Source organism: Caldicellulosiruptor bescii DSM 6725 (assembly GCF_000022325.1).
GTDB classification, from domain to species: Bacteria; Bacillota; Thermoanaerobacteria; order Caldicellulosiruptorales; family Caldicellulosiruptoraceae; genus Caldicellulosiruptor; species Caldicellulosiruptor bescii.
Genome location: NC_012034.1, coordinates 2,644,229 through 2,670,859, shown reverse-complemented (window position 1 = coordinate 2,670,859; position 26,631 = coordinate 2,644,229). Strand labels below are relative to the sequence as shown.

General features: G+C 37.0%; 30 protein-coding genes, 2 tRNA genes and 1 riboswitch. Of the genes, 24 read left to right on the top strand and 8 right to left on the bottom strand.

Translation table 11 applies throughout. The features are described from left to right. The first annotated feature begins 24 nt into the window (after positions 1-24). Together ATHE_RS12865 and ATHE_RS12860 are read left to right on the top strand one after the other, a co-directional pair. Positions 25-1,815 (top strand): sensor histidine kinase, encoded by a 1,791-nt coding sequence (locus ATHE_RS12865; protein ID WP_041727239.1) that lies wholly within the window; start codon positions 25-27, stop codon positions 1,813-1,815. Then, positions 1,790-3,298, top strand: coding sequence for a response regulator (locus tag ATHE_RS12860; RefSeq protein WP_015908867.1), 1,509 nt, complete (start codon positions 1,790-1,792; stop codon positions 3,296-3,298). The genes ATHE_RS12865 and ATHE_RS12860 overlap by 26 nt, the downstream gene beginning before the upstream one ends. Positions 3,299-3,367: 69 nt before the next feature. On the opposite strand, the gene metE is transcribed toward ATHE_RS12860, so the two are convergent. From metE to ATHE_RS12835, 3 genes are all read right to left on the bottom strand, one after another. After that, positions 3,368-5,641 carry a 5-methyltetrahydropteroyltriglutamate--homocysteine S-methyltransferase gene (metE, locus tag ATHE_RS12855; RefSeq protein ID WP_015908866.1) on the bottom strand — a complete coding sequence of 758 codons (2,274 nt, stop codon included), beginning with the start codon at positions 5,639-5,641 and terminating at the stop codon, positions 3,368-3,370. Between the two features lie 260 nt (positions 5,642-5,901). Next, positions 5,902-6,125: riboswitch (cobalamin riboswitch) on the bottom strand. 224 nt (positions 6,126-6,349) lie between these two features. Next, positions 6,350-6,610, bottom strand: coding sequence for a hypothetical protein (locus tag ATHE_RS12840; protein WP_015908864.1), 261 nt, complete (start codon positions 6,608-6,610; stop codon positions 6,350-6,352). Further along, on the bottom strand, positions 6,607-6,888 hold the full coding sequence (locus tag ATHE_RS12835; RefSeq protein WP_013433368.1) for an AbrB/MazE/SpoVT family DNA-binding domain-containing protein: 282 nt from the start codon (positions 6,886-6,888) through the stop codon (positions 6,607-6,609). The genes ATHE_RS12840 and ATHE_RS12835 overlap by 4 nt, the downstream gene beginning before the upstream one ends. A 185-nt stretch (positions 6,889-7,073) precedes the next feature. On the opposite strand from ATHE_RS12835, the gene ATHE_RS12830 reads away from it, so the two are divergent. The 4 genes from ATHE_RS12830 to bioA all read left to right on the top strand — a co-directional run bounded on the left by ATHE_RS12830 (position 7,074) and on the right by bioA (position 10,091). Next, entirely contained in the window at positions 7,074-7,214 is a 141-nt protein-coding gene (locus ATHE_RS12830) for a hypothetical protein (protein ID WP_015908863.1), read from the top strand. Positions 7,215-7,415: 201 nt separating this feature from the next. Continuing rightward, positions 7,416-7,994, top strand: coding sequence for a biotin transporter BioY (locus ATHE_RS12825; protein ID WP_015908862.1), 579 nt, complete (start codon positions 7,416-7,418; stop codon positions 7,992-7,994). A gap of 22 nt (positions 7,995-8,016) precedes the next feature. Then, positions 8,017-8,748 (top strand): dethiobiotin synthase, encoded by a 732-nt coding sequence (gene bioD / locus ATHE_RS12820; protein ID WP_015908861.1) that lies wholly within the window; start codon positions 8,017-8,019, stop codon positions 8,746-8,748. Then, on the top strand, positions 8,742-10,091 hold the full coding sequence (bioA, locus tag ATHE_RS12815; RefSeq protein ID WP_015908860.1) for an adenosylmethionine--8-amino-7-oxononanoate transaminase: 1,350 nt from the start codon (positions 8,742-8,744) through the stop codon (positions 10,089-10,091). The genes bioD and bioA overlap by 7 nt, the downstream gene beginning before the upstream one ends. An 81-nt stretch (positions 10,092-10,172) precedes the next feature. On the opposite strand, the gene bioB is transcribed toward bioA, so the two are convergent. The 5 genes from bioB to ATHE_RS12795 form a co-directional block, all read right to left on the bottom strand. Then, a complete protein-coding gene (bioB, locus tag ATHE_RS12810) occupies positions 10,173-11,186 on the bottom strand; it encodes a biotin synthase BioB (RefSeq protein ID WP_015908859.1) in 1,014 nt (337 codons plus the stop codon). Between the two features lie 246 nt (positions 11,187-11,432). Further along, a tRNA-Ser gene (locus tag ATHE_RS14695) sits at positions 11,433-11,528 on the bottom strand. A 146-nt stretch (positions 11,529-11,674) separates the two neighbouring features. After that, positions 11,675-12,796: a tyrosine-type recombinase/integrase gene (locus ATHE_RS12805; protein WP_015908858.1), complete on the bottom strand. Its 1,122-nt coding sequence runs from the start codon at positions 12,794-12,796 to the stop codon at positions 11,675-11,677. Next, positions 12,793-13,227 (bottom strand): ImmA/IrrE family metallo-endopeptidase, encoded by a 435-nt coding sequence (locus ATHE_RS12800; RefSeq protein WP_015908857.1) that lies wholly within the window; start codon positions 13,225-13,227, stop codon positions 12,793-12,795. The genes ATHE_RS12805 and ATHE_RS12800 overlap by 4 nt, the downstream gene beginning before the upstream one ends. 7 nt (positions 13,228-13,234) lie before the next feature. Further along, entirely contained in the window at positions 13,235-13,672 is a 438-nt protein-coding gene (locus tag ATHE_RS12795; protein ID WP_015908856.1) for a helix-turn-helix domain-containing protein, read from the bottom strand. Positions 13,673-13,867: 195 nt separating this feature from the next. Between ATHE_RS12795 and ATHE_RS12790 the strand changes: the two genes are divergently transcribed. The 18 genes from ATHE_RS12790 (at position 13,868) to ATHE_RS12705 (ending at position 26,457) form a co-directional block, all read left to right on the top strand. Next, positions 13,868-14,062 (top strand): helix-turn-helix domain-containing protein, encoded by a 195-nt coding sequence (locus ATHE_RS12790; protein ID WP_015908855.1) that lies wholly within the window; start codon positions 13,868-13,870, stop codon positions 14,060-14,062. Continuing rightward, a complete protein-coding gene (locus ATHE_RS12785; RefSeq protein WP_015908854.1) occupies positions 14,059-14,412 on the top strand; it encodes a helix-turn-helix domain-containing protein in 354 nt (117 codons plus the stop codon). Before ATHE_RS12790 ends, ATHE_RS12785 begins: the two co-directional genes overlap by 4 nt. A 27-nt stretch (positions 14,413-14,439) precedes the next feature. After that, positions 14,440-14,964: a hypothetical protein gene (locus tag ATHE_RS12780; RefSeq protein ID WP_015908853.1), complete on the top strand. Its 525-nt coding sequence runs from the start codon at positions 14,440-14,442 to the stop codon at positions 14,962-14,964. Positions 14,965-14,974: 10 nt separating this feature from the next. Then, complete coding sequence (locus ATHE_RS12775; protein ID WP_015908852.1) at positions 14,975-15,226, top strand: hypothetical protein; 252 nt, start codon at positions 14,975-14,977, stop codon at positions 15,224-15,226. 132 nt (positions 15,227-15,358) lie between these two features. Continuing rightward, positions 15,359-15,431 (top strand) — tRNA-His (locus tag ATHE_RS12770). 75 nt (positions 15,432-15,506) lie between these two features. After that, complete coding sequence (locus tag ATHE_RS14840; protein WP_015908851.1) at positions 15,507-15,752, top strand: hypothetical protein; 246 nt, start codon at positions 15,507-15,509, stop codon at positions 15,750-15,752. Between the two features lie 159 nt (positions 15,753-15,911). Next, a complete protein-coding gene (locus ATHE_RS12760; protein ID WP_015908850.1) occupies positions 15,912-16,199 on the top strand; it encodes a hypothetical protein in 288 nt (95 codons plus the stop codon). A gap of 25 nt (positions 16,200-16,224) precedes the next feature. Next, the gene (locus ATHE_RS12755) at positions 16,225-16,602 is read left to right on the top strand and encodes a hypothetical protein (protein ID WP_015908849.1); all 378 of its coding nucleotides are present in this window, start codon (positions 16,225-16,227) and stop codon (positions 16,600-16,602) included. Between the two features lie 81 nt (positions 16,603-16,683). Continuing rightward, positions 16,684-16,965 (top strand): PrgI family mobile element protein, encoded by a 282-nt coding sequence (locus ATHE_RS12750; RefSeq protein ID WP_041727234.1) that lies wholly within the window; start codon positions 16,684-16,686, stop codon positions 16,963-16,965. Positions 16,966-16,984: 19 nt separating this feature from the next. Further along, positions 16,985-17,761: a hypothetical protein gene (locus ATHE_RS12745; protein ID WP_015908847.1), complete on the top strand. Its 777-nt coding sequence runs from the start codon at positions 16,985-16,987 to the stop codon at positions 17,759-17,761. Then, positions 17,721-19,586 (top strand): VirB4 family type IV secretion system protein, encoded by a 1,866-nt coding sequence (locus tag ATHE_RS12740; RefSeq protein ID WP_015908846.1) that lies wholly within the window; start codon positions 17,721-17,723, stop codon positions 19,584-19,586. Before ATHE_RS12745 ends, ATHE_RS12740 begins: the two co-directional genes overlap by 41 nt. A 70-nt stretch (positions 19,587-19,656) precedes the next feature. Next, a complete protein-coding gene (locus tag ATHE_RS12735) occupies positions 19,657-20,721 on the top strand; it encodes a hypothetical protein (protein WP_015908845.1) in 1,065 nt (354 codons plus the stop codon). After that, the gene (locus ATHE_RS12730; protein ID WP_015908844.1) at positions 20,702-22,921 is read left to right on the top strand and encodes a pilin; all 2,220 of its coding nucleotides are present in this window, start codon (positions 20,702-20,704) and stop codon (positions 22,919-22,921) included. The genes ATHE_RS12735 and ATHE_RS12730 overlap by 20 nt, the downstream gene beginning before the upstream one ends. A gap of 129 nt (positions 22,922-23,050) precedes the next feature. Further along, the gene (locus ATHE_RS12725; protein ID WP_015908843.1) at positions 23,051-23,608 is read left to right on the top strand and encodes a hypothetical protein; all 558 of its coding nucleotides are present in this window, start codon (positions 23,051-23,053) and stop codon (positions 23,606-23,608) included. Further along, positions 23,605-24,180: a hypothetical protein gene (locus ATHE_RS12720; protein WP_015908842.1), complete on the top strand. Its 576-nt coding sequence runs from the start codon at positions 23,605-23,607 to the stop codon at positions 24,178-24,180. Before ATHE_RS12725 ends, ATHE_RS12720 begins: the two co-directional genes overlap by 4 nt. Positions 24,181-24,403: 223 nt before the next feature. Next, positions 24,404-25,357: a ParM/StbA family protein gene (locus ATHE_RS12715; protein ID WP_015908841.1), complete on the top strand. Its 954-nt coding sequence runs from the start codon at positions 24,404-24,406 to the stop codon at positions 25,355-25,357. Positions 25,358-25,534: 177 nt separating this feature from the next. Next, positions 25,535-25,774 (top strand): hypothetical protein, encoded by a 240-nt coding sequence (locus ATHE_RS12710; RefSeq protein ID WP_015908840.1) that lies wholly within the window; start codon positions 25,535-25,537, stop codon positions 25,772-25,774. A gap of 68 nt (positions 25,775-25,842) precedes the next feature. Next, entirely contained in the window at positions 25,843-26,457 is a 615-nt protein-coding gene (locus tag ATHE_RS12705) for a hypothetical protein (RefSeq protein WP_015908839.1), read from the top strand. The last annotated feature ends 174 nt before the right edge of the window (positions 26,458-26,631 follow it).

Here is a 26,631-nt window from a genome sequence, read left to right as displayed (position 1 = left end):
AGTTTAAAAAAGATGAAAAGATTCATGCGCCGAAGTATCAAGATTGTAAACGATATTCCGTTGTTTAAAAAGATATTTTCCATATTTTTTATATTTGTTTTTATACCTCTTTTGTTTTTGAGCAGCCAGTTTATCTCGCAAATTGATTTTTATATTAACGATAAGCTCCACAGCCAGCTTGAAAATGCTTCAAGCATAACAATTTCAAATTTTAAAAAAGCAATTGAGCTTGCAATCAATCTTGCGTATACCATATATTCGGACCCGAGAGTAATTGAGACTGTAAATACCCGGTACTTCTCTGTTGAAGAATTTTATGATGCGTACGAAAAGAACATAAAACCTATACTTCAAAACGCAAGAATACTCTATCCACAGATTTCGCAAATAACAATATACTGTGACAATCCTACTATACTGAATGCAGATGGGCTTGCCTTTTTGACAGATGAATATAAAAAGTTTTTGCAAAAAGGAGAAAAAGAGGGTAAAAACCTCTATGTGCTAAGTGGTCTTGAGAATGAAAAGCCGTATGTTTCTATTGTGCTAAATCTTAACTTTTATGAGCAATATGTTCCTAAATACCAGCAGAGCACAATTAAAAAGTTTTTAAGAATTGACCTGAACAGAGTTTATCTTAACAGTATTTTAAGCACGTTTAAAGATGGGCACATATTTATAGCAGATAAAAAGGGGACTGTATATTTTAGTGACCTTTTGTATTACAATCAGGTTGGAAGACTCGGCGAACTTTTGAAAGAAGAGAAAAATCAAACAATTGTGTTTGAAAAGCTTTTATCAATAGAGCTTCCTTACTTTGAAAACTGGAGATACATTGTGACAACTAACAATAGTGGAATATCAAAGAGGCTTTTTGAACATCAGAGAAATTATCTTGCAATTGTGGTTTTATGTTTTACGCTTGCGTTTTTTGCACTTTTTTTAATAGTAAATTCGGTGGTAAGTAGACTTTCGGTTTTAGCAAGACACATAAAAAAGGCAAGAAAACAGCAGTTTGAAAGTATCAATATTGAAGCTGGCAAAGATGAGATAGGCCAGGTTATAGAAGAGTTCAATATCATGGCACGAAAAATAAAAGAGCTTCTCGAGAAGGAAATAAAATATGAGCTTAGACAAAAAGAACTGGCACTGGAGAAAAAACAGGCAGAGATAAATGCGCTACAAAGCCAGATAAATCCCCACTTTCTTTTTAACACATTAGAAACAATCCGTATGAGAAGCATGCTCAAAAAAGAATTTGAAACAGCCAATGCCATAAAACTTCTTGCAAAGCTCTTAAAGCGAAGTATAAGATGGGAAAACGACCTTATAACCATTGAAGAGGAAATTTCGGCTATTTATGACTATCTTGAGATACAAAAGTACAGGTTCGGTGAAAAGCTAAAATTTGAGATTGAGGTTGACGAGGATGTAAAGTCAACAAAGATACCGAAGATGACAATACAACCTCTTGTTGAGAACGCATGTGTTCATGGGATAGAAAACAGCAAAGGTGAAGGCAGGATTGTGGTCAAGGTTTTAAAAGAAGGTGATATGATAGCAATACATGTTGAGGACAATGGCAAAGGCTTAGAAGATGATAAAATAACAGAACTCTTGCGTTCTGTAAAAGGACTTTCATCTGACAAGGTAAGTAGTGTGGGACTTAAAAATGTTTTTAGAAGACTTGAACTTTTTTATAACAAAGATTTCAGCTTTGAGATATTAAGAAGCCAGCTTGGGGGATTAAAAGTTGTGATAAAAATTCCTAACAAGAGGGACTTTGAATATGCTGTACAAAGTGTTGATAGTTGAAGATGAGGTATTTATGAGAGAAGGACTAAAAAACCTAATTGACTGGAAAGAACTTGGGTTTGAGATAGTGGGCGAGGCAGAAGATGGTCTTTCGGCATTTGAGTTTTTGAAAAAAATGCAGGTTGACGTGCTCATCAGCGATATCAAGGTTCCGCTATTAAGTGGACTTGACCTTATTGAAAAGGTTAAAAGGGAAATAAGAAACCCTCCTGAGATAATAATCATCAGCGGGTATGCAGATTTTGAGTATGCAAAAAAAGCTATCCAGCATGGAGTTGTAAATTACATATTAAAGCCTATTGAAGAAGAAGAGCTTGTTGATACGCTTCTTAAAATAAAGTCAAAACTTAAAAAAAGGGAGTTAATTAAGGAAGGCGAGAGTCTACTTGCACTTGAGAGAAGCTTTAAAGAAAAGATAGAAAGTAACAATATCAAAATAGAAAATGGAGTTTATGTTGGAATAGTCTATTTTAAAGAAATGTCGAGCTGGCTTAGTCTTTATTTTGATGAGGGAATAGAAAATATATTGTCAAGGATAAAGGGTTGTTTTGAACAACTAAAAAAAGAGAGACTTATGTATGAATTTTCAGAAATTGATGGCAAGTATTATGTAGTTACAACATCTGAAGAATATATAAAAAAGGCGTATCAGAGCATAAAAGAGATGGTGGACTTTGCGACAGAGATTGTATTTGCTTTTTCAAGAAGGATTACAAAATGGGCTCAATTTTTTGATGCTATATACGATGCAGCATACTCTTTAAACTTTGCACTTTTTTATAATCAAACAGGAATTACATTTTATAGTACTAGTCTGCCCAGTTCAAAAGAGCTTTTGTACTCGAAAGAATATGACAAAAATCTCATTTTGGCTATCGAAGAAGAGAATAGCCAGAACCTACAAAAGATAATTAAAGAAATGTTGGAGGATAGTAAAAAAGGAAGATATCAGCTTGACTTTTTGAAAACATATTTGAGCTTTGTAGTGGTATCTATAAGTTCTTATTTTAGCAGGATAGGACTCAATTTAGAAGATGAGATAGAGTGGTTTTCAAGCTTGAGGCTGGAATTTTCAAACGTTGAGGATATAGAAAAAAATATGCTTAAGTTTTGCGAAGGGATACTTAACAAGTTCAGACAGTGGAAAACAAGCCTATCTAACGGTATCATGAGTGAGCTTGAAAAGTATATAAAAGAAAACTATAACAAGAACCTAACGCTGAAATCTGTTGCGCAAAAGTTTTATCTAAATCCTGTATACTTGGGTCAGCTTTTCAAAAAGCATTATGGGATGTATTTCAACTCTTATTTGCAAAAGATACGCGTTGAAGAGGCAAAAAGGCTTTTGATGTCAACAAATATGAAGATATACGAAATTTCACAGGCAGTTGGGTACAACGACACAGACTATTTTATCCAGTGCTTTACAAAATTTTGCAATATGACGCCTAATCAGTTTAGAAAAAAGTACAGAAAAGTATAAAAAAGGCTGGGATTTTTGCAAAAAACATTTTCCCAGCCTTCTTTTGTTTTATGTGAGGAGGAAGATTTGTTACAAGTTGTTCCTAACTTCCCACGCTGCCAGAACCATATTTTGTAATGTTGGCAAAATTTCTTCTTCCTTTCTGGTCTTAAGACCGCAGTCAGGGTTTATCCAAAGTCTGTCTTTGCCAACCTTTTCTATCATCTTTAAAATAAGCTTTTTCATCTCTTCTTTTGAGACAATCCTTGGTGAGTGAACGTCAAAAACTCCTGGACCAACTTCAGCTTTCAATTGGCTTTTGTTGATGCTATCAAGCAAAGTAAAATCAGATTTTGCAGCTTCAAAAGTTATAACATCGACATCCATCTTTGCAATTTCGTCTAAAAGTTCATCAAAGTTGCTGTAACACATATGAGTGTGGATTTGTGTTTCTGGTTTTACCTTTGAACAGGAGAGCCTAAATGCCTTTATTGCCCAAGACAGATACTCACTGTGCTGGCAGCGCCTGAGCGGAAGCTTTTCAATCAGAGCTGCCTCGTCAATCTGGATAATCTTTACACCTTCTTTTTCAAGTTCGAGAACCTCTTCTTTTATTGCAAGAGCAAGCTGAAAAGCAACATTTTTTAATGGTATGTCTTCACGCACAAACGACCAGTTGAGGATTGTCACAGGCCCTGTCAAAATTCCCTTAACAGGTTTTTTTGTTAGGCTCTGTGCATATTTTATATACTCAACTGTAATTGGTCTTTTTCTCTTTATGTCTGAGAATATAATTGGCGGTTTTACACATCTTGTACCGTATGACTGAACCCAGCCGTTTTGAGTAATTAAAAATCCTTCTAAATTTTCACCAAAAAACTCTACCATGTCATTTCTCTCATATTCGCCATGGACGAGCACATCAAGCCCGATTTCTTCCTGAAGCTTTATTACTCTTTCAATTTTGGATTTTATAAAGCTTTCATATTCTTCAAATGTTATCTCACCTTTTTTGAGTTTGCTTCGCGCTGATCTTACATCTGTGGTTTGCGGGAAAGATCCAATTGTTGTTGTCGGAAGCTGTGGGAGCTTCAAAACCTCTTTTTGAAGCTTGATTCTCTCTTCAAAACACGGTTTTCTTTCAAAGTCATCGTCTGTAAGATTATTTACAGCTGTGCTGACATCTGATAGTTTGTTTTTATTCAGCTCTTCGAAAAGCTGAGCGTTTTGAAGATAAATGCTGTTTGCAGTAAAGTTTCCTTGAGAAAATAAAAGCTTTAGCTCAGACAGCTCTTTTAGCTTCTCCTCAGCAAACGCTAAAAATTTCTTTTTATTGCTGTCAAGCTGTATTTCAAATTTTAAAGAGTATGGCACAAAGAGTAAAGAACATGATGTTGAAATTACAATATTTTTCTTGTCAACAAAGGATGAGAGAGTATTTAAAAGCTCAAGTGTATCTTTGTAGTTATTTTTAAACACATTTCTGCCATTTACAACTCCGGCAAAAAGGAGCTTTTCCCGTGGGAAACCAAATTTTTTAATGAGCTCTAAATTGAATTTTCCATCAATAAAGTCAAGTCCGATTGCGTCAAAGTCAAGAGAAATTATCTTTTCAAAGCAGTCTCTGACGTCTCCAAAATAAGTCTGAAGAAGTACTTTTAGCTTTCCTTTGTGAGAAAGAAGATTGCGGTAAAAATTTTCAAAAAGCTCTACGTCTTTTGTACTTAAGTCTGTGACAAGTATTGGCTCATCTATCTGAACAAACTCGCAACCCAACTCTTCAAACCTTCTTAGTATTTGAATATATACATCAAGTAGCTTTTCCCAAAAAGATTTGTCGTATATATCCACATTTGATTTTTTAGAAAGCTTCAGAAAAGTAAGAGCACCGATTATTACTGGTTTTGTCTTGATTCCTATCGAAAGTGCTTCGACAAATTCATCAAAAGGTTTTGTTGATGAAAGTTCAAATTTGGTGTTTTCAGTGATTTCAGGCACAAGATAATGGTAGTTTGTAAAGAACCACTTTTTCATTGGCAAAGCTTTAAGATCAATGTTTTGGTCTTGATATCCCTTTGCCAGCGCGAAGTAAAGCTCGAGATCATCTGAGAAAACCGCCTTGTATTCCTTGGGTATTGAGCCTACTAACATTGCATGGTCTAAAAAAGTGTCATAGAACGAAAAATCATTTGATGGTATCAGGTCAACACCATACTCTTTTTGAATTTGCCAGTGAGTTTTTTTCAGTTCTTTTGAATTTTGGATGAGCTCTTCTTTTGAAATCTTTTTGTCAAGATAGCTTTCTACCCATCTTTTTAGCTCTCTGTTCTGTCCTATTCTTGGAAAACCAACAACCGAAATCATCTTACGCTTTCTACCTCCCAAATAAAAATTTTATTTGCCGTCAGAAAAACAAATGGGTCTTTACTGCCAACAAAAAAGGCACAAATTGTGTCAAGGCAGTAAAGACCCATTGCTACCATTTTCAAGAAACTCGTGCTTTTAAAATACTTTTTTAAAGAAGCAAAAAGCTTTGAGAAATAAGGTATGGCAGGGGTTAAAAAAGGACAAAACACCCCCCTATGGTCTTTACCACCTTGACTGTGCTTCCCACCGAAGACAGTACAAGGCATCTCAAGCAGGCAGGTCTCCTGGCTCGCACCTCATCCAAAACCCTCTTTGGCCTTCCCAGAAGGCAAGCTCCACTTTCAAAAGAGGAACTACACCTTCCAGTGGCAAAAGTTTATTGAGGGCTTGTCAGTGCTCACAGTAGCGGGGGCTGCAGCGGATTTTCACCGCTTTCCCTATTAAGCAGCCAAATGGCAGCACCTGCTTGATAGGTAAAAGGCCTGTTGCAAATATTAAGTTTTTTTATTTGTATTGCATATTTACAATGAAAATTGACAATTGCATTTATGCAATGCATTTTATATCAAACATGTTAATTGAAAAGTCAGGAGTTGTCAATATATTAAAAAAGATCAGTGGTATATATTCCTGTGATTGCAACAACAAATGAAACTTTAAAAACAACATTGAAGTTATTTTTATAGAGGAGATGAGTAAGCAAGTTTATGGATTTTTCAAAGTTTTATCGTGTTCACCAATATTTCTAAGAATTATTCCATCTTCTTTGTACTGCCATGTCAGTCTTATTCCCATCGTAATGCTTGTTTCAAATATATCTTTTGTCCCTTGGATTTTTTTAGTTCGCAAAGAAGGATGGTATTGATTTTGTAATAATAGTTCTAACTTTTTCTTTAGTATCTTTTTTGCATCTGGTGGCAATTTGTTTACTTTTTCTTTGAAAAGTTGCGAGTAGTAAATCTTCATTCGTCATTCAACCCCAAATCATCAAATAATTCTTCCAATGAATTAGCCACCAAGAGTTTGCCTTCCTGAATCTCCTTCTCTACAGTTGCTTCTTCTCTTTGCCACTTCTCAGAGTAAAACCACGCCTGCTCTTTTGGAATAGCTATTACAGGCGTTAAAATTATCCTACCATCCTTCTCCTCTATTTGTAATAAATCACCTACACGCAAGTTTAGCTTCTTCAGAATTTGAGCTGGAATTGTCACCTGTGACTTTTTCTTTATTTCAACAATCACCATTTCTCACCTCTTAAAGTTAAAAAGTTGTACTTTCTAACTTTAGTATATTCTCACTAAATATATTTGTCAACTTTGTTTGTTGTAAAATTAAATGCAACAGGATAAGAAAATATTAAAGCAATAGCTTCAAGCCATGTATGATATTAATTGAAAAGACAAACCCATACACAGGAGGTTTGAAGCTATTGGTCTATGATGATAATAACACAAAGAGAAGAAGATTTAAACGCTCAAGTGAAGCAGAAAGAGAGGTTATAGAAAAGCTTTCAGAATTAGGATATGGTATAAGAGAAAGTAAGGGAATTGGGAAAAGTGCAAGTAGTTAATGCTGCAGAGGAGAATGATTTGTTTTTATAACTTTTAAAATGCTTGAAAATAGAAAGCTGTTCAGTATCTACTTTATTTGACTATTTTTTCATCTGATTAGTAAACCATAATTTTAATACAGGTTGACAAATCTCAATGCAGGAAATATAATAAAGTAAAAATAACATTGAATAACAAAACAGAAAGGAGAGGTCATTTTTATGAACACAAAAAATATTTGCTTGGTTTCGCTCTTTGCAGCTTTGACTGCTGTAGGAGCCTATATAAAAATTCCCATTCCTTATGTACCATTTACTCTTCAGCTTCTGTTTTGTGTATTAGCAGGACTTTTCTTAGGTCCTAAACTTGGAGCACTGTCACAGGTTGTTTATGTAGCAACAGGGCTTATTGGTATTCCAATCTTTGCAGAGGGTGGAGGTCCATTGTATATTTTTAAGCCGACCTTTGGTTATCTTATTGGCTTTATATTGTGTGCATATATAGCTGGTTATATATCTCATTTGAATCAGAGTAGAAGTATAAGCTTAAACCTTATAGGTTCGCTGAGTGGTTTGTTTGTTGTATACTTATTAGGAGTTAGTTATCTGTATGTGATTTACAATTTTTATCTAAAAATTCCGAAAACCATTAGCTGGGCTTTATACTGGGGATTTTTAGTATGTGTGCCTGGAGATATATTTTTATGCATCGTTGCTTCCATTGTTGCAAAAAGATTAAAACCAATGTTAGAAAAAATTTTACTTATAAATGCAAGATATTTACAAGAAATCAAAGAATAGTTTATCCAAGGAGAGGAAGAGAATGAAGGCTGCTTACATTGTTGGAACAGATACTGATGTTGGAAAGACATTTATATGTGCTGGACTCTGTTGGGCTTTAAAGGAAAAAGGATATAACATAGGATATTTCAAGCCAGTACTAAGTGGTGCTAAAAGAAGAGGAAAGATGCTAATACCTCAAGATACAGAATTTGTAGTTAATTTTGCAAAAATAGAGGGGGATATTTACAGACTCACACCATTTATATTTGAAAAACCAGCCTCTCCTCATATAGCCGCAAGTGATGAAAATATAGATATTAATGTTTATCAAATAAAACAAACCTTTGAAGATTTATCACAGAACTATGAATTCGTAGTAATTGAAGGTTGTGGTGGATTGGCAGTGCCACTGAAAGAAGAGAAAAACCAATTTTATATGCAATATCAATTGATAAAGGAAATTTGCAACAATGTTATATTGGTTACAACAACAAAGCTGGGTACAATTAATCACACTCTCTTGACAGTTGAATTTGCAAAAGCTTACGGACTTTGTTTAAAGGGGATCATAGTGAATATGTATAAGAATGAACCAGATGAAGATAAGGTAATAAATACAATAGCAAAGTTTACCAATATTCCAATATTAGCCAAAGTAGACTTTATAAATGATTTTCCAAGTGATGTAGATGAGAATAAATTTAAAAATGTTTTTAAAAAATGCTTTGATGATAGGGCAATAATGAAGATAATGGGGGTTTTTGAATGTTAAATGAATGGCAACAAAGAGATTTAAAGTATATTTGGCATCCGTGCTCACAAATGAAGGATTATGAAGAACTACCGCCTATCGTTATAGAAAGAGGCCAGGGAGTATGGCTATACGATGTTGAAGGTAATAGATATCTTGATGCAATTTCTTCATGGTGGACAAATCTTTTTGGACATTGTAATAAAAGATTAAATGATGCTCTCAAAGCTCAAGCAGACAAGTTAGAACATGTAATATTTGCAAACTTTTCACACAAACCAGCTATTGAATTGTCTCAAAAATTAGTTAAAATAACCCCAAAGGGATTGGAGAAAGTATTCTTTTCTGATGATGGTTCAACATCTGTTGAAGTTGCACTTAAGATGAGTTTTCAATATCATCAACAGAAGGGGAATTATACAAAGCTCAAGTTTGCATGTTTTACAAACTCATATCATGGAGAAACCTTAGGGGCATTGTCTGTTGGAAGTATAGATCTGTATTCAAAGATATATAAACCCATTATGAAGGAATCCATAAAAATTCAAGGTCCTGATTGTTTTAGATGTAAATACCACAAAACAAGATATAGCTGCAATGTAGAATGTTTTGAAGAAGTAGAAAAGATTTTAGAAAAGCACCATAAAGAGATTTGTGCTGTGATAATTGAGCCTATTATCCAATGTGCAGGTGGCATGAAAATTTATCCACCTAAATTTTTAAAGCTATTGCGAGAGGTCTGCACCAGCTATGATGTTCATCTCATTGCAGATGAGGTAGCTGTTGGATTTGGTAGAACAGGAAAGATGTTTGCATGTGAACATGCAGGAATAACTCCAGACTTTTTATGTTTATCAAAAGGTTTGACAGCAGGTTATATGCCGTTGGCAGTAACACTTACCACTCAAGAAATTTTTGCTGCGTTTTATGCTGACTATGTGGAATTAAAAGCTTTTTTGCATAGTCATAGCTATACCGGAAATCCTCTTGCTTGTGCAGTTGCTTTAGAATCATTAAAAATCTTTGAGGAATACAATGTCCTCAAGAAAATAAATGAAAAAGCAACCTACCTTGAAGAGCTTGCCAGAAAAACTTTTGATAACCATAGGTTTGTGGGTGAGTATAGGCAATTTGGATTTATCGGAGCAATTGAGCTTGTTGAAGATAAGGCTACTAAAAAGGAATTTGATTGGAGAAAGAGAGTGGGATATCACATTTATAAAACTGCTTTGAAAAAAGGGTTGCTTATTCGTCCTCTTGGAAATGTAATATATTTTATGCCTCCATTTGTTATTGAAAACGATGAAATTGATTTTATGGTAAGGAATACTCTTGAATCAATAAACCAATTTTTTGGACTGTAAGTTGCAAAGAGAAATCAAAAAGTTGAAGAGGGGCTATCCAAGAAGATTTTGGACAGCCTCTTTGCATTTATTTATAGTTATCTAATTATTATGCATATTGGTTTGAAACTTTAAATCCAAGGATTCCAACATCTCAATCTTCTCTCTTATTCCCATTCCCCTTGTTGTAAGATAATTTCCAACCATACAACCATTTACGCCACACTCATATGCCATTTTTTCCATATCTCCAAGCGCATTTTCTTTTCCACCTGCAAGAAGAATTGTCTTTTTTGGTAGCACAATCCTAAATAGTGCCAGGGTGATAAAAATTTCGTTTTTGTCTATGATCTTTATATCTTCTAAAGGCGTGCCTTTTATTGGGTTTAATATGTTGATTGGAACAGAGTCAACATCTAATTCTCTTAGTTCAAATGCAAGTTTGATTCTTTCAATCATGTCCTCACCCATTGAGATTATTCCACCGCTACAGATTTGAAGCCCTGCCTCTTTTGCAATTTTTAAAGTCTCTATCTTTTGCTGTTGAGTGTGGGTGGAGCAGATATTTTTAAAATATGTGCTGGATGTCTCTAAGTTATTGTGATACTTTACAACTCCAACTTTAAGTAGCTTTTTTGCCCTTTCTTGAGTAAGAAAGCCGAGTGATGCGCACAGAAGTATGTTATAATTCTTTGAGATGTGTGAATAGATGTCTAAAATTTTTTCAAATTCTGAGTCATCAAGCTTTTCACCACTTGTGACTAAGCAAAATCTTTTTATTGGAAAAGATATTACATACTCAAGATACTCTATTACTTCATCAAGCGCAGCAAGATCTTTTATTTCAATTAAACAACTGTGATGGATAGACTGGGAACAGAACTTGCAATCTTGCGGGCAAAGTCCTACCTTTGCAGGATAAATGGAGCAAAGCTCAATAGTATTTTTAAAATAATGTTGGTTTATCGTACTGGCGAGATTTTTTACCAAATCTGCATCATGTTTTGCGATTTCATAAAGTATGATAGCCTCATTGAAGGCAATGTCTTTGTCATATTCAATTATCTTTTTTTCAACTTCTTTGACAAATTGAACTGATTGAAGAAAATTCAGCAACTAAATCATCTCCAAACGAAAATGTTTAATTTTAATGATAGCATAGAAATTACAAATAGTAAACTATAAATTAAAATACGGTTTACATAGAAGCACAAAAAATAATTGTTCCAAAGAAGAAGATACGAAAGATGTCTAACAATAAAAATAAACTCGTACAAAAATTGTTTTTTACTGGTGCAAGGTTTTTGAAGGGAAAGTTGCCTTTTTAATTCCAATTTAAACCACCTAAAAACCCAATTAAAATGGCGGAGAGAGAGGGATTTGAACCCTCGGTACCCCTTTTGGGGGTACACACGATTTCCAGTCACATCCTCAACGCTTTATTACAGCTTTCTATCCATATCCTGCCAGCAGCTTTTCTAGAAGCCTTGATTTTTCTAAGCTGGCAGAATGGTTTTACTACAAATTATTGGAATTTACCATTTCGCTTTAAGTCGTTTTTTAACTGTCGTTAGAAAAATGTTAGAAACATAAATTGGGTTAGGCTATTGGTTTTTTAAAATGTCCTCAAAAGTTTCTGCCACTTTGCGCCGCTTTTCATCAAATACATGACTGTAAATGTTGAGTGTGGTGGTTATGGTACTGTGCCCCAGTCTGTCACTGATGTGCTTGGGGTCTACACCATGTTTCAGAAGAAGTGAAGCATGGGTGTGCCTGAGGTCGTGAAATCGTATCTTTGGCAGTCCATGCTTTTCTATTGTCTTCTGGAATACTTTAGTAATATACTTTGGGTCCTGTACTCTTCCATCTTCAAATGTGCACACAAAACCTTCATTATGATAAAGTTCCTTTAGCTTTTCTTTGTACTGCTCTTGTTTTCTCCTCCACTGCTTGAGTTCCTCTATTACATTGCTTGAAATTGCTACTATCCTGTAGCTACTTTTGTTTTCTCCCTTTTCTTTGATGTACAACTGCCTGTTTATCTTCATAAGTGTCTTGCTAACAACTATATAGCCCTGCTCTAAATTTATGTCATCCCACTTCAGTGCAGTAATCTCACCAATCCGCATTCCTGTGTAAATTGCTAAAAGCACAGGTACCCAGATATTAGTGTTTCGAAAAATATCAAGTGCTCTTTTAATTGTATCCTCATCCCAGATTGAAGGCTGATAACTTCGCTTTCTCGGTGGGTCTACATAATCAGCTGGATTTTTTTCAATCATGTTCATTCTCACTGCATAATCAAGAGCCTGATGAATTATACGGTGGTGGTATAACGCAAGTGTTGATGAAAGACCCTTCTCACCTGTGATGTGCTGATAGTACTTTTGTAAATCCATTGCTGTCAGTTTGTTCAGCTCTACATCACCCAGAAAAGGTTTTATGTGCAGTGCAATTGAACTAGAGTATGATTGAAAGGTACTCAGAGAAACCCTGTTTTTTGCTACCGTGTTGAGCCATAAGTCTAAAAGTTCACCAAAAGTCTTCTGCTCCAGTAGCTTATTTTTGTTCTGGTAGATGATGTTTAGAATCCTTGGTAAAGCTTCTTCTGCTTCGGCTTTTGTTTCAAAACCACCCAGCCACTTTTGTTTGCGCTTTCCGTCAACTACACCAATATCCACAACAATATAATACTTCTTTCCTTTTTTTGCAATATGTCCTCTCATATTTTCAGGTGCCTCCTCTTAAATATAGCAATTTCGTTTTCTATTGCAAGTGGATTAATGTTTTCAAGATCGTCATAATTCATACAGATAAATGCAAAATAGTCAGCTTCGAGTTCTTCTCGGGTAGTTTTTATAAATGCATTGGTCATAAATATGAGACGATTGTACTCGTTTGTATGGGAATTGAGCAGATGGTATAATTCATGCAATAAAACAAATTGTCTGCCTTTTTCTGAAACCTTTTCATTTATCACAATGTACTTATCACCGTCGTACGCAAATGAAAAACCCTGAACACAGCGGGGTAACTTCCATACAAGACAAAATATATTTTCCATTGCTGCAATTTTTTCTGGGTCACGAGTACCGTATTCGGCGTCAACAAATTCAATAAAAGAAATTACTTTTCTCACAAGTTGCTCGTGACTCATTTACTTTTCACTCCTCTATCTTGTTATTTTCCTGTCTTTTTTCTTTAGCTTTAAGTCTAATCGCAAATGTTATAGCTTCTACAATTGCCTGTTTTACATCAGGTTCGTTGACAGGTATTCCCTTAAAATTTAAATTTTCTGCTTTCCTGATAATTTCATAAATGTCCGGTGTTTTATCTTTTTCCTCTGGGACAAGTTCTTCGTCACCAAGAACTATCTGATCCATACTTTCTTCTACAAGTGTGTTCAGATCAACTTTCAATGCTTTGGCTATTCTCAGAAGATTTCCAAGTGAAAGTTCGCTTTCTCCTCTTTCTGCTCTCATAATTGACGTGGGATTTACACCTGCATAGAGAGCTAGCTGATTTATTGTCCATCCTTTTTCTTCTCTGAGTTTTCTTATTTTTAGTCCTAAAGCTCTTGCGATTTTGTTTTTTTTTCCCATGTACTCATCCCCCTTTTTCACTTTCTATTTTACATTGCATTTCAGCAGTAATACAGTATTATTATGTTTTTGTATTGCGGAAACGCAATGCTTGTGAAATAGTGAATTAGTATCTAAAAAATATATTGCATAAAATCGATACTTATGATATAATACCCTTGAAATTGCAAATACGCAATTGAGAAGGTGGATTTGATGAACTACGAATACATAAGAGAATTTATAGCCAGAGTTCCGACCTATAAATTTGCCAGGTTAATAGGTGTCCACCCGAGCACTATATTCAGGATTAAACAGGGAAAGCAACCAAGCCCGGGAGTGATACTTAAAATCCTCGAAACAAAACCACATGGTTTCGAAATTGAAAGATTTCTAGGTGAAATAAAATGAATGTTCATGAACTAATTAAAAAGATGGAGGAACTAGAAAAGAACATAGCAGACATTAAAAAACTTCTTCTTGAAATGACAGAGAAAGAAACCAGAGACTTTCTAACTGTTGAAGAACTAAGAAAGAAATACAGGGTAGGGAAGAATTTTTTGTACTGGTTGTGCAGGAATAATTTTGTGGAAAACAGATACTTGAATAGAAAGTACTACATAAGCGAAAAGTCATTCATCGAGTATTTAAAGAATACCAAGAGGCAGCAGACCAGTATAATTAGTGATAACAAAATCAGCAATAACAGAGTGTTACAAATAGAAGAAAAACTGCAAAAATACCTGGAAAGTGTGAAATAGCAAAACAAACGGGGGGAGGAGAATACCATGGCAAGAAAACTCAGCCAGGAGAAAATTGATGAAATTCTAAGACTCTTCTATGAAGAACACAAAAAGAGAGTAGAAATTCAAAAAATAACAGGAGTTTCAAGACCAACAATTAACAAATATATTAAGGAAGACCCGCGTTACTTGGAAGAAGTAGCGTACAGACTTTTAGAAGCCAAGAATCGTAGAAAAAAACAGTGGAAAGATTATCAACGTAAAAGAAGAGAAAAAGCAAAAAGAGAATTGTGGGATGAGACTTATGAAATTATGAAGCGTGAACATGCGCAGGCAGTGGCTGAACTTTCTTATCACAGATGGCCGTCTGTGTCTACTTTGTATGAGTTTGTCCGTTCGTGTTACAGATGGGTAAGGGGGAAGTTTGTGCGAAAAGACTGTCTAGAAGATGGTACCCTTGTGCCAACAACACTGCCCAAATATATCAGACCGGTACATACATTGACAGAAGGTTTGAAACGAAAAAGAAATACTGTCATCAATACAGCCAATAACGCTCTTGCGTACTAAGGTGTTAAACATGATACAGATAACAAGGCATGCTATAAAGCGTTTTCGGGAACGTATCATGCCATCTTCAGAATATGAGGCAGAGCTGCACATTTTAGAAGCTGCAACCCGTGGTATTCTCCTTTCCCGGAGAGGAAAATACAAAGCTGTACAGTACGGCCCTGCCGTACTGATTATATACGAGAACGGTGGGATAACCACCATTAAAACTGTCGAACATATAAAGTTTTCTGGTTGGTGGAAAAAGAAAAAACGGGGATAGCAGTGCTGTGCTGCAAGGTGGCACCTGAGTTCGTACACAGGTAGCGTCCCGCACACGAAATCAGGAACTGAACGCTGCAGCATTGCTATCAATGTCCTGTTGCGGTGGGCGGGGCAACGGGGCAAAAATACGGTAGGCATGGTGCAAAGCAACATGCCAGACTGTGGCTCTGGCGTTGTGGGTTCGAGTCCCACTGCCTACCCCAGAAGAAACCGGTATAACAATACCTTACCATTTATTTTGGGTGCGGGCACAGGAAACGATAAGGAGGTGAATGAAGATGGCAAAAAGAATTTTGGCAACTGTATTAGTTGTTGCATTTCTATTTGCCTTTGTATTATCTACCGCAGCTTTTGCAACACCTGTCAAAATTCCCGAAGTTCCGGAAAAACCAACAAAACCAAGTCCAGCACCAATCGTAATCATTCCAGTACCGCCAACAAAACCAGCACCAGTACCAGTAAAACCTATCAAGCCACTACCGATACCAACTAAACCTGGTACACCAGTATACATCTGCAACTGAGATTTTTCAGTTCACAATTGTGATTCACGCCCGCACCCGCTTGAGCTAATTTAAACAGGACGCAGTTTGCCAGTAGAAAGTTTGCCGCTATGCCAGGGTTATTATGCCCTGAGATAGCGGCTTTTGTTTTTTAGAGTCTGTCAAGGGGGGGGTGAGATTTTGAATGACATAAATAAGATTGTAAAACCGGTTACTACGGAAGAATTTGCAAATATGCTTGCAAAGTTGTTTGTAAATTTACTAACAATCGTGCAGGGCTTCATCAAACCCATTACCGGACTGGGAATTGCAATTGCTGTACTCTTGCTTTTGCTCGGTTACATCTTTCACGTTCAGACCGCAAAAAAAATGGGAGCTTCTATACTAGGTGGTGTTGGTCTTGTGGTAATAATCTACTTGCTTGCACCATATATACTCGGGGTCATTTACAACACCTTTGGAAAATAAAACAAATGTAGGGGAGGTAAAATCCATGAACAGGAAGAAAATCCTTATCGTGTTGCTTAGTTTGGTTTTATGTCTTACTGTTTCGACAGTTGCACTTGCAAATGCATCAAAAGGTGACCTGCAACAAGTTATTGGTACCGAAACTACTTCAACCTTTGCACAGAAGGCCGCAAATGTTGTGAATGCTATAAAAGCACCTGTACAGATTGCAGCTGTGACAATTGCGCTTTTACTGGTTGTATTTCGTGGTTTAATTTTAACCGCTGTTCAGGATGAACAACAGAAAGCAAGAATTGGAAGAGCATTTCTGTGGACTTTCATAGGTTTGGGTCTTGTATTCTTTGGTATACAAATCGCTTCAGTAATCATCAACAACCTTGCAACTGCTGCAGGAATTAAATAAGAGTCAGAACCCACAGTGGTTAAATCACTGTGGGTTTCTTTTTTTATCTGAGATAAAAAAATGAGAGAGTGGTGATGAAAATTGCAGAGGCACAGAATACCATACGAGTTCAAATTTGAAAACAAAATCGTGGGAGGTCTTATGACCTGGAGACAACTATTTATTCTCGTTTTACCATCTCTTTTTGCCGTATGGCTGTTTACTGAGTTAAAAATACCTTTTCTGATAGCATTCCTAGCAGAACTTTTTATTGTTACAGTTGGTGCAGTTTTTGCATTTGTCAGGATTGAGTCACGCGAACTGCATGTGTGGTTAAAAGAAATTTTCGATTATCAAAAACGCAAAAAAATTTTCCTCCCATAGGGAGAAAGGGGGACAGCAAATGTCAGACTGGTCGTTGGTTATACTGGGGGCTGTGGTGTTTGCACTTGCTCTGTTTTCTAACAAACTTTTTCAAGGCAAAATTCCTTCTGGTGGGAAGAAAGAAAAAACATCTACCCCTGGTGGACATAAAAGCGAAATAAAAAGGCTACTGGGGATAAAAAACATTATGCCGGACGGTACAGTGGTTATGGATGAAAACAGATATGCAAGAATTTACTATCTTTCATCACAGGACATCGACCTGATGAGCGAATCAGAGCAGGAAGCACTGGAATTAAACTTGATTGCTGCTATGCGTGCTCTGGATTGTCCTGTTCAATTCTTTACAACAACTCAAAGAATAGAGACTTCACAGCAGGGCCAAGAAATTGAAGAGTTTATAAACGACCCGGCGAATATGGTATCAGAGTCACTGAAAAATTACTGTGAACTGCTCAAAAACGCACTGGATAGTTTACAGAGAGAAAAAGAACTGGTTGTACGAAAGAGTTATCTCACTCTCTACGTTCAGGAGAGTAATGAAAAAGTCGCTGTTGAAAAACTGGACCAGCGCGAAAAAAACGTCCTTGGACTCCTTAAAAAAGCAAATTTCAGAATTGCCAGGTTATCACTGCCCGAAGTACTTCAACTGCTCGGAGATGAACTCAATAAAAACCAGGTGTTCAAGATTGAAAATGCGATTAAAAGCGGTGTTCTTGATTTATACACAACATCCAGAAGGGGGATAGTGATAAATGATGAAGTTTATGAAGAAGTTTACGGTCAAACCCGTTAGTTCTAAACAATCAAACATTTCAGAAAAGTCCGAAAATAACAGACTTATCGAGAATGCTACAGGACTTCTCGATCTGATACTTCCTGACTGCATAGAAGAAGGAAAGGATTATATCTACCTGGGACCCGAAAGATATGCCCGGGTATACGTTGTGGCAGTCTATCCGTCAGACATTTATCTTACTTTTTTTCAGACATTTTTCAATATAGGTCAAATTTCAATGTCAGTTTACATTGAGCCTGCCGACACTGGTGATGTAATAAGGAAACTAAGTCGAATGATAACCGACTTGAGAGCCAATATCATTCTTGAAGGGAATAAACCTGTCGACTACCAGAAACTGCAGCAGGCTGAAGACTTTGAGTTACTCAGGGCATCTCTGCAAAGAGGTATTGAAAAAATTCTGTATGTTCAAATATTTTTCACGATATATGCCGACAGTCTTGAAAAACTGAAAGAAAAATGCATAGAGTTTAAAAACAGATGTGAAGCGTACAACTTAAAACCAAGAGCACTGACGTTCCGGCAACTGCGGGGATATCTTGCAACTCTTCCACTTGGATTGCAAAAACATACAGAAAACTACAAGACGATGACCACAGGCAGCAGTGCGTGCTGCGTTCCAACCGGCAACACAGAAGTGTATTACAAAAACGGTATTTTCCTTGGATACAACCTGACAACAGGGGCACCGGTATTCTACAATCAGTTCGACGACTCACTGCTGGGCCCACACGTCGCAGTATTTGGTACAATCGGCAGCGGCAAATCAACGACGATGAAAACAATGCTGGCAAGAAGTGCAGCATTCGGTTTCTGGGCGTGCGTACTTGACCCGGAAGGGGAATATAAAAAACTGATAAATATGCTCGGTGGTAAATATGTTGAAGTAAAAGCAGGCGGTAAAGCAGGAATAAACCCGTTCGACTTAGAGATAGAAGAAGATGAGGGAAAAAGATTTATAAACATTGAAGGCAAGATTTCAGAGATAAGGTTTTTGCTCGGTATAATATCAGAAAGTTTTATGGGTAAGAGACTGGACGGTACTCAGCTTTCTAAAATAGAACAAAGCGTGAGAAAACTTTATGCAGATTTCGGTATCACTAAAGACCCTGAGAGCTTGTACTCCAATATGAAAGTTGATGAAACCGGGAAAATATATGTCGGCAAGGTAAAAAAAGTATTGCCTACCCTCTCCGACCTGCGCAGGGAACTTTCTAATTTTGAAGAAACAAAACAACTTGCAGATGTACTTGAAATATTTACAGGCGAAGGTACTCTGGGCTTGTTTGACTGTCAAACAGATATCGAGATTCAGGAACACGATAGAATAGTAGGGTTCAATTTAAAAGAATTTGACAAAGATCCTTTTCTAAAATTCTTTGCATCGGTGGTTATCATGAACTGGATATGGAACAAGTTCTCGCACGAAAAGATGAGAAAATACAACAAAATAGTGGTATTTGATGAAGGATGGATGTTCACAAAATACCAGTCTACAAATGACTATCTGGAGTCGATATCGAGACGCGGGCGAAAATATCACATATCGCTGATGATAGCATCCCAGACGATTCTGGAATTTTTGCGGACCGAAACAGGCAGGACAATGTTAAATATGTGTCACAGCAAATTTCTGTTAAAGCAGGAACCCGATCTTGCAAAGGAAACAGCTACGTATTTTGGACTGTCGGATGCAGCGGCCCAGTTTCTCATCACTGCAAACAAAGGACAGGCAATACTGGTCAACCCGCTTGAAAAAGTCGCAATTCAGGTTACACCGTTTGATTTTGAGTGGGATTACGTTACAACAACAAAATTTTAAGATTCGTGGTCGTTTTTTTAAAAATTGTGGTATAACCAGTAATAGAAAATCTCAACAGGGAGTAATGAAAATGATACTGCAGCGACTGTTTAAAAGATTCCTTATAGCAATTATCGGGTTTGTAACTACAATATTGCTAACTTCATCTACATGGGTATCGCTACTGAATTCAGTTTCACCCGCTTTGAAGAACAGGGTACTTGAAACAATCAATATAATGCAAAATAATGCCACAAATGTATGGCACGCATTTGTACAGTTCTGTTCCAGCCTAACACAGGGTTTTCACAGATATGCTGACCCTGTCCTGACCAGGTATTTTGGCTACAATCCTGACACGGATGGTTTTGCCGGCATAATAATTGTGGCGATCATGTGTTATTTTCAAGGTTATGTGATAGTATGGATTACAAAGAAACTCTACGAAAAATTTTCTATCTACAGCAGCGACAGAATTGTCAATACAGGTAAATTAAGAGACGGTGTTATCCTTATTCTCGAACCAAGAAAAGATATTTACATCACTTCCCAGCAGGAAGCTCTAAAAGTTTTGAAACTGCTGAGGAATTTTAACAGAAAAACAAAGGCGGCAGCACTTCGCAGGGAAATGTCAATGACTCTCCTGCTAGACGAGAACAAAAAACTTCTCCTTGCACTTATAGACAATATTGGTTCCACAATAACGGTCGTTCCCACCACACACGAAGTACTCTACAGTTACAATGTGTCGTTCAACGGTAAATGCAGGAACGTCATAGTGGCACATACACATCCGGGAATTGCACCTCCTGGTTCGAAACTCTACACATACAGTTATCCATTGCCAAGCCAGAATGACAGAACATACCACCTTGAACTGCAGAGAGCAATTCATCCTGTTAAGGTTATTGACCATTTTGTCCTGCCAGCAATAGATATTGTTTCGCCTTACTCAATAGCTCACGACTCCTGGCTTCCTGTAAAAAGTAAAAGACTAAGACCGTATCCAAGAAGACTTTTCAAAGTTATTTATAACGGTTTTAAAGAAAACAAAACCATGATGCCAACGATGGTGGGTATTAAATTAAAATACCAGGACAATCACAAGATAGAAATAAAACAAGAGGTGGGTGATTATGAAAACGTCCAGAATTAAAACTTTCAGAACCCTGACAGGTACACTGTCAGGGTTGATTTTTTTGTTTCTTTTTAGACTCGGTTTTGCTGCACCGGTGGAAGGCGCAATCACACCAAACGAAAACTCCAATACTGTTGACCCGGTACTTACTGCCAGAAGTCTCATAAGTGAACTGTCAGGGAAAATTATAATAGTTGGTATTGCTCTGGCTGCTATAACTGTACTTGTAATTGGACTCAGATTCATTGTAGCTAGAAGTTCTGAAGAAACTGCAAAAACTTATGACTGGCTCAAATATGTTGTTGTCGGTTGTATAATTCTTACCCTGCTCACAACATTCGTCGGACTTATAGCAGGACTTGAGGAAAAGTTCTACAACACTCTTAAACTACCAGAGACTTCTACTCCGCCTGTCAGCCAAACAACAACTGCAACAGACGGGAAGGAAGATTCATGGATAATCTTAGGCGTGTGCGCTATCCTTAATGGTATAACAGACTTCATAACGTACGCAGGTCAAATAGCAGGGTTCCAGCCCATGAGTAAACTTTTGTTTAATAACTCTGTTTTTACAGCAGAACAATTTCAATTCATGCTCAGTTTCTACTGGCTTGTAACACTTGCTGCAACTGCGTTTATCATCATCATGGTAGGCAAAACAGGTATTCAGATGATCACGTTCGGTTACAGTGCTAGAAAAAAAGCTGATATGATGGAAGAAATTTATACATGGGTTGAAGCTGTTTTGCTTGTAGCTGCGTGTCCGCTCATTTTTGTGTACCTCAACAAGTTTTTTGTCAGTCTTACAAATGTACTGCACGGATATGTAGCACTGGAATACAGCTATATGGGAGACAGTAATATCGCAAACTCTGATATTGACAGTTTTATTTCACAAATTGATACTCAGAATCTACTGAATACTGCAATTGTTAAACTCATGTACGCTTACCTGTATTTCAAAATCAATATGATTTTCCTTATAAGAAAAATAGTACTTGGTGTATTCTTCTTGTTCACTCCAATAGCAGCAATGATGTGGGGTATAAAGAAAGATTCGAACGTTATGAACGTATGGTTCGGTGAAATAATTACAAATACGTCGATGGGGTTTTTCTATGCTTTTTCCCTGCTGGCAGTCCTGCACCTTATAAACTCACTTGATCTTACAGGGTGGCTTTTCACGCTTCTTGCTATGTGGATGGTTCCACAGCTGGGCGGTACGCTGAGAAACATGCTGCAAAACTGGTTCCAGCGTGTAAGCGGTGTGGACGAAGAACATCTTGCAAATCCGTTTTTTACCGGTATTTTTCCGATGATAAAAGGCACCACAAATGCTTTTTCCAGAGCATTTTCAGGTTCCAGAAGCAGTGGGAAAGAAAGCTATGGTTCAGGTTCGACAGGATACGAGTCCGGCAGCAGTCCAGGTAAAACTCCGTCAGGTGGTTCGGACAGAAGCAGTGGTATAGCTGCAGAGGGTGGAATTTCGCGCAGCAAACCATTCGGAAGTGGAGCAATACCTATGGGTGGATCTTCAGGTGTACCTGCTACATCACCACCTACTGTAGATTTCAGCACTGTGTCCAGAATCAGTTCATCACAACCGTTTACAACTCGAGGAACGAGAAACATTTATGCAGACACAGATTTTACAAGAAAAGCTTTTGTACAGAATCTTGCTGCTCTTACAGGTAAAAGTTTGCTGTATGCAACCGGCAGTATGCTACAAAACATAGGAGCAGTTGTTCAGCATGATAACCCCGCTTTTACTGCTTTTGCTCACATAGCAGGTGGGGTCTTGAAATCGGCTGGCGCAGGCACAAAAATGCGACAGGCAATAGATTTAACCACTTTACAGAGACTTGCAAACAACCAGGAGTACAAACAGGATTTTGCTAACCTGTCTTCACTGTCGAACTTTCTAACAGCAGAAGGGAAGGGACACATGTTAACTGAAGCGATAAAAAACGGTGATGCAAGCAGGTTGTCTGTGTATCTGAGTCAAAAAGGTTACACACTAACCGACGAAGAATCGGACGCAATAATGAATCTGCACAGGGCGTTTAAACATGAAAGAGATATCACCAGAAAACAGCTCAATATCAATGAAGTAATAGCCGCAAAAAAACTTGGCCACAGTACTGAAAGTTTTGAAGCATACTTTGCAAAAAGACACCCATACGCAAGTGCAGCAGAAGCGTTTATATTCAAAGTTTAAAACCTGCAGCCCTGCTACTTTGAAACAGTAGCAGGGTTTTTGTTTTTGTGAAAGTACGTTCCCAGTAGTTTTTGCAATCTGGCTGTGGTATTTTCTAAACAAACAGCATACGAAAGGAGAGACATCAATATGCAAAATAACAACCCCAATTTTAATCCATTTGATGTGATGGTGGATATAGGCGAATGCTATGCTAAAGTGGTTAAATTACCCGGGAATGAGAAAGAACTGTGCTCCGATCCAGAATGCATCGAAAATGCTGAGTATGTGGTTGTATACGAAGATGGAGATGAAAAAATTTATCTGTGCAGAAGACATTACAATTTTATCAGGACAAACACTTTTTGCTATGTCATCGAAAATATTCTTGACAGCAACAGTGTAAAAGAAATACCAGTAGTTTTTGGTGAAAACAGGAAAGTAAAAGTCTCATATGTGGGAAAAGTCAGTGATGTATTGCAGGAAACTGAAGAATATCTTAAAGCAATGGGTTTGCTCAATGATAAGGAAACGTTAAATCAGGAAATATTTCTAACGATGCTCAGGTCTTACGACAGAGTCGCATACGCTGATGTAATTAATGACAGAATATTTGCCTACCTTCTGGACGAGTTCAACGACGAGTATATCATCACCGAAAAGGAATGGGAAGAAATCAAGCAAAGATTGGGGGAGTATATACTATGAACGACATGGTTGATATACTCGATAGAGCAAGAATTGCGCTACTTTATCCCAAAAATGACTCAAAAAGAGAGAGAATTGAATATGAAGTGTCTGACAATATGCGTTGTTCAGTCTGCGGGGAGAAAGCATACTACAGACTCTCAAAAACACCGGCATGGTTCTGCACACGGCATTACAATCAGCTTTTAAACCGCTCATTGTGGGATTTTATTGACAGATACCTTGTTGCAGTGGACCCGCTTGCTGTTCTGTACCTTGAGTATAAAGATAAAAACATCAACCTTGAGATATGGTTCACTGAGAAAATAATGAAAGACATTCAGTACTACTTCAGAGATGCCGGGTTTAGAAACTTAAGACTTGACAAGGAAACGTTCCTGTCAGTTGTGAGAAGTTGTAACGGAGTTGCATACGCTGACTGGATTGACAACAAACTCATAACCTTCATGGTACCTGTCCATGATTGCCTGATTACAAAACAGGAATGGGAAGAGATAAAACAAAAAGTGATTAAAAAAGGACTTTTAAAGAAAGTTCAGATAAACAACAAAAGCCCTGATTATGATTTCTAATCAGGGCTTGTTATACTCACGGGGGAGGAGAATACCCCCCACTGTTTTTGCAAACTTTAATAACGCAAACTTTAATCTGGCTAACTACTCAATCTCAGTATACCAGAATAAAATGCGAACAAAAAACCGAACACAGAAAAATTTTTGCCTGTGAGAAAAGTTCCATTCTCACAGGCTTTTTTATTTTATCGGCAGCAAAAATTTAAAAGGGGGTAAGATAACTATGAAATGTGCCGTTGATGTTGGGTTTGGTTTTACAAAGGCAGTAAATGAAAAAGGAAAAGAAGTGATTTTCCCATCCGCAGTAGCAAAAACTTTTCTAACCGATATAGGACTTAAACCAACCAGTGAATACTTCATAACTTATATGAACCAGACTTACGCAGTAGGAAAAGCAGCTACTCATTGCATGATAACAGAAACAAGTTTCTCAGACGACAGATTTGTATCAGAGTTTTCCAAGTTACTCATTCTAACAGCACTTATGGCTCTTGATAGCGACAGAGAAATCGAACTTGGTCTTGGTCTGCCACTTATGTTATACCCAAAACTTAAAGAGAAAGTCAGAGACTATTTTGAGTTCGCAGAAGAGATAATTGTTGACAGCAACAACGTGGCACACACATACCACATAACAAGGTGCGAAGTTTTTCCACAGGGTGTTGGTGCCTTGTTTTCTATCGACTCTAATATTGAAAAAGGAATTTATTGCGTTCTGGACATAGGTTTTAGAACTACTGATGTCATAGTTGTAGAAGTGAATGAAAACAACATCAATCCACTTCTCGAACTGTGCTTTACACTTGACAAAGGTATGTCAATGGCTATTGAAAAGCTCAGCATAATCCTCGAACGAAAATATGGAGTCAGTTACGATACAAATCTTCTGCTCGATATTCATGAGCGTTCGCAGATATCCGTACGTGGCAGAAAAATAAACATCGAAGAACAAAAAAAAGAAGTCTTCAACACTATAGCAAATGACATTGTCCAGTCTATTTCAAGAAAATTACAACGTGGCTTTGACACATTTGATGGTGTATTCGTGGCAGGTGGTGGCGCTTTCAATATCGCAGCTGTTCTGCAAAAAGAGTTTGAAAATGTCCAGGTCATCAACAATGCACAGTTCGCAAACGCAAAAGGATTTTTGAATCTGCTCAGTATACTTGATGAGTAATACCACTGTAAACTTTGATATAACTGAAATGGATGAATGTCAAATGCCTGCTTTGTATTACTACTATGAATTTTTTATTCGATTTTTTACTTCCAGTAATACAAAATAGCAATACAAGGTGTCTCTAACTAAGGTAACAAAAGCTCTAAAACAGTATTACGAAAAGGTGAGTCTGGAATGAAAAAGACTCTGTCAGTTAAAATCGATGAAAAACATCCTATCTGGCAGGAAGAAAACAAGACCAGAGTCATTCTCGACGCACTTGAGCTGTACTACGCAACCAAAGCAGTCGTATCAGGTAGTATTAAACTGAACACAATACCTGTTAATCTGCCTTCCAGTAGTGAAAATCAAAAAGAAAACAACCTTGCAAAGAATAAAAAGGTTGTAAGGTCATTCCTCAACGCCTTCTCATAGTATAAGGCAGGGCTTAAACCCTGCCTTATTTTTTTTGTAGAAAAACTGCAGAAAGGAGAGAAATCAAGATGAGTAATATTCCGAACGATTTCATACCACTTATTGAACACCTCACAAAATGGACAAAAGAACTGGAATTTTCTGTCTACCAGATACGTGAAAGCCTGTTTGAAATCCAGTATAAAGTTAAATTCTACGCAAGCATCATCGAAGATATCCACAATTACAAAATTGACACTACCTTTTTATCGGACATAACCGAAGCAAAATACGAAGACGACATCTTAATAATCTTAATCTACGACGTCCCACCTGTCTACAAAGTCGCTACTCAGTCAGATACACTGAAATGGAAAGAAATGATATATAACGCCCTGTCTAAACTGCCAGAAAAACCATACTTCGAAAAAGCTCATATAGTCTTTGAATTCTATGTACCACACAGCGTTTCAATTAAGGCGGATACAGATAACCGAATGATGAAGACTCTAATAGACGCACTGGTCATAAGTGGTATCATCCCCGAAGACACAATGTACCATATGTCCTTCAGTTGTTTCGGCTTCCCTATAGACAACGTGTACTGCAAAACATTGATAAAAGTAACGCACCCCGAGAACATACATAAAATCATAACAGCAAAACCTAACATTGAAGTAGCAAACAAAATTCCAGTAGAATAATGGCTTAATTGCTATAATTAGTTAAAGTTAATCTTTTACTTTCCATATTAGAAAGCACGATGGAAAAGCATAAAGAAAATCAAGAAACTTATGAAAGTAGGTTTTCTATATGTGAATCCATAGTATTTTTTTGAGCACAATTTGGGATGTTTCAGAAGTTCCAAAAAACTCCGG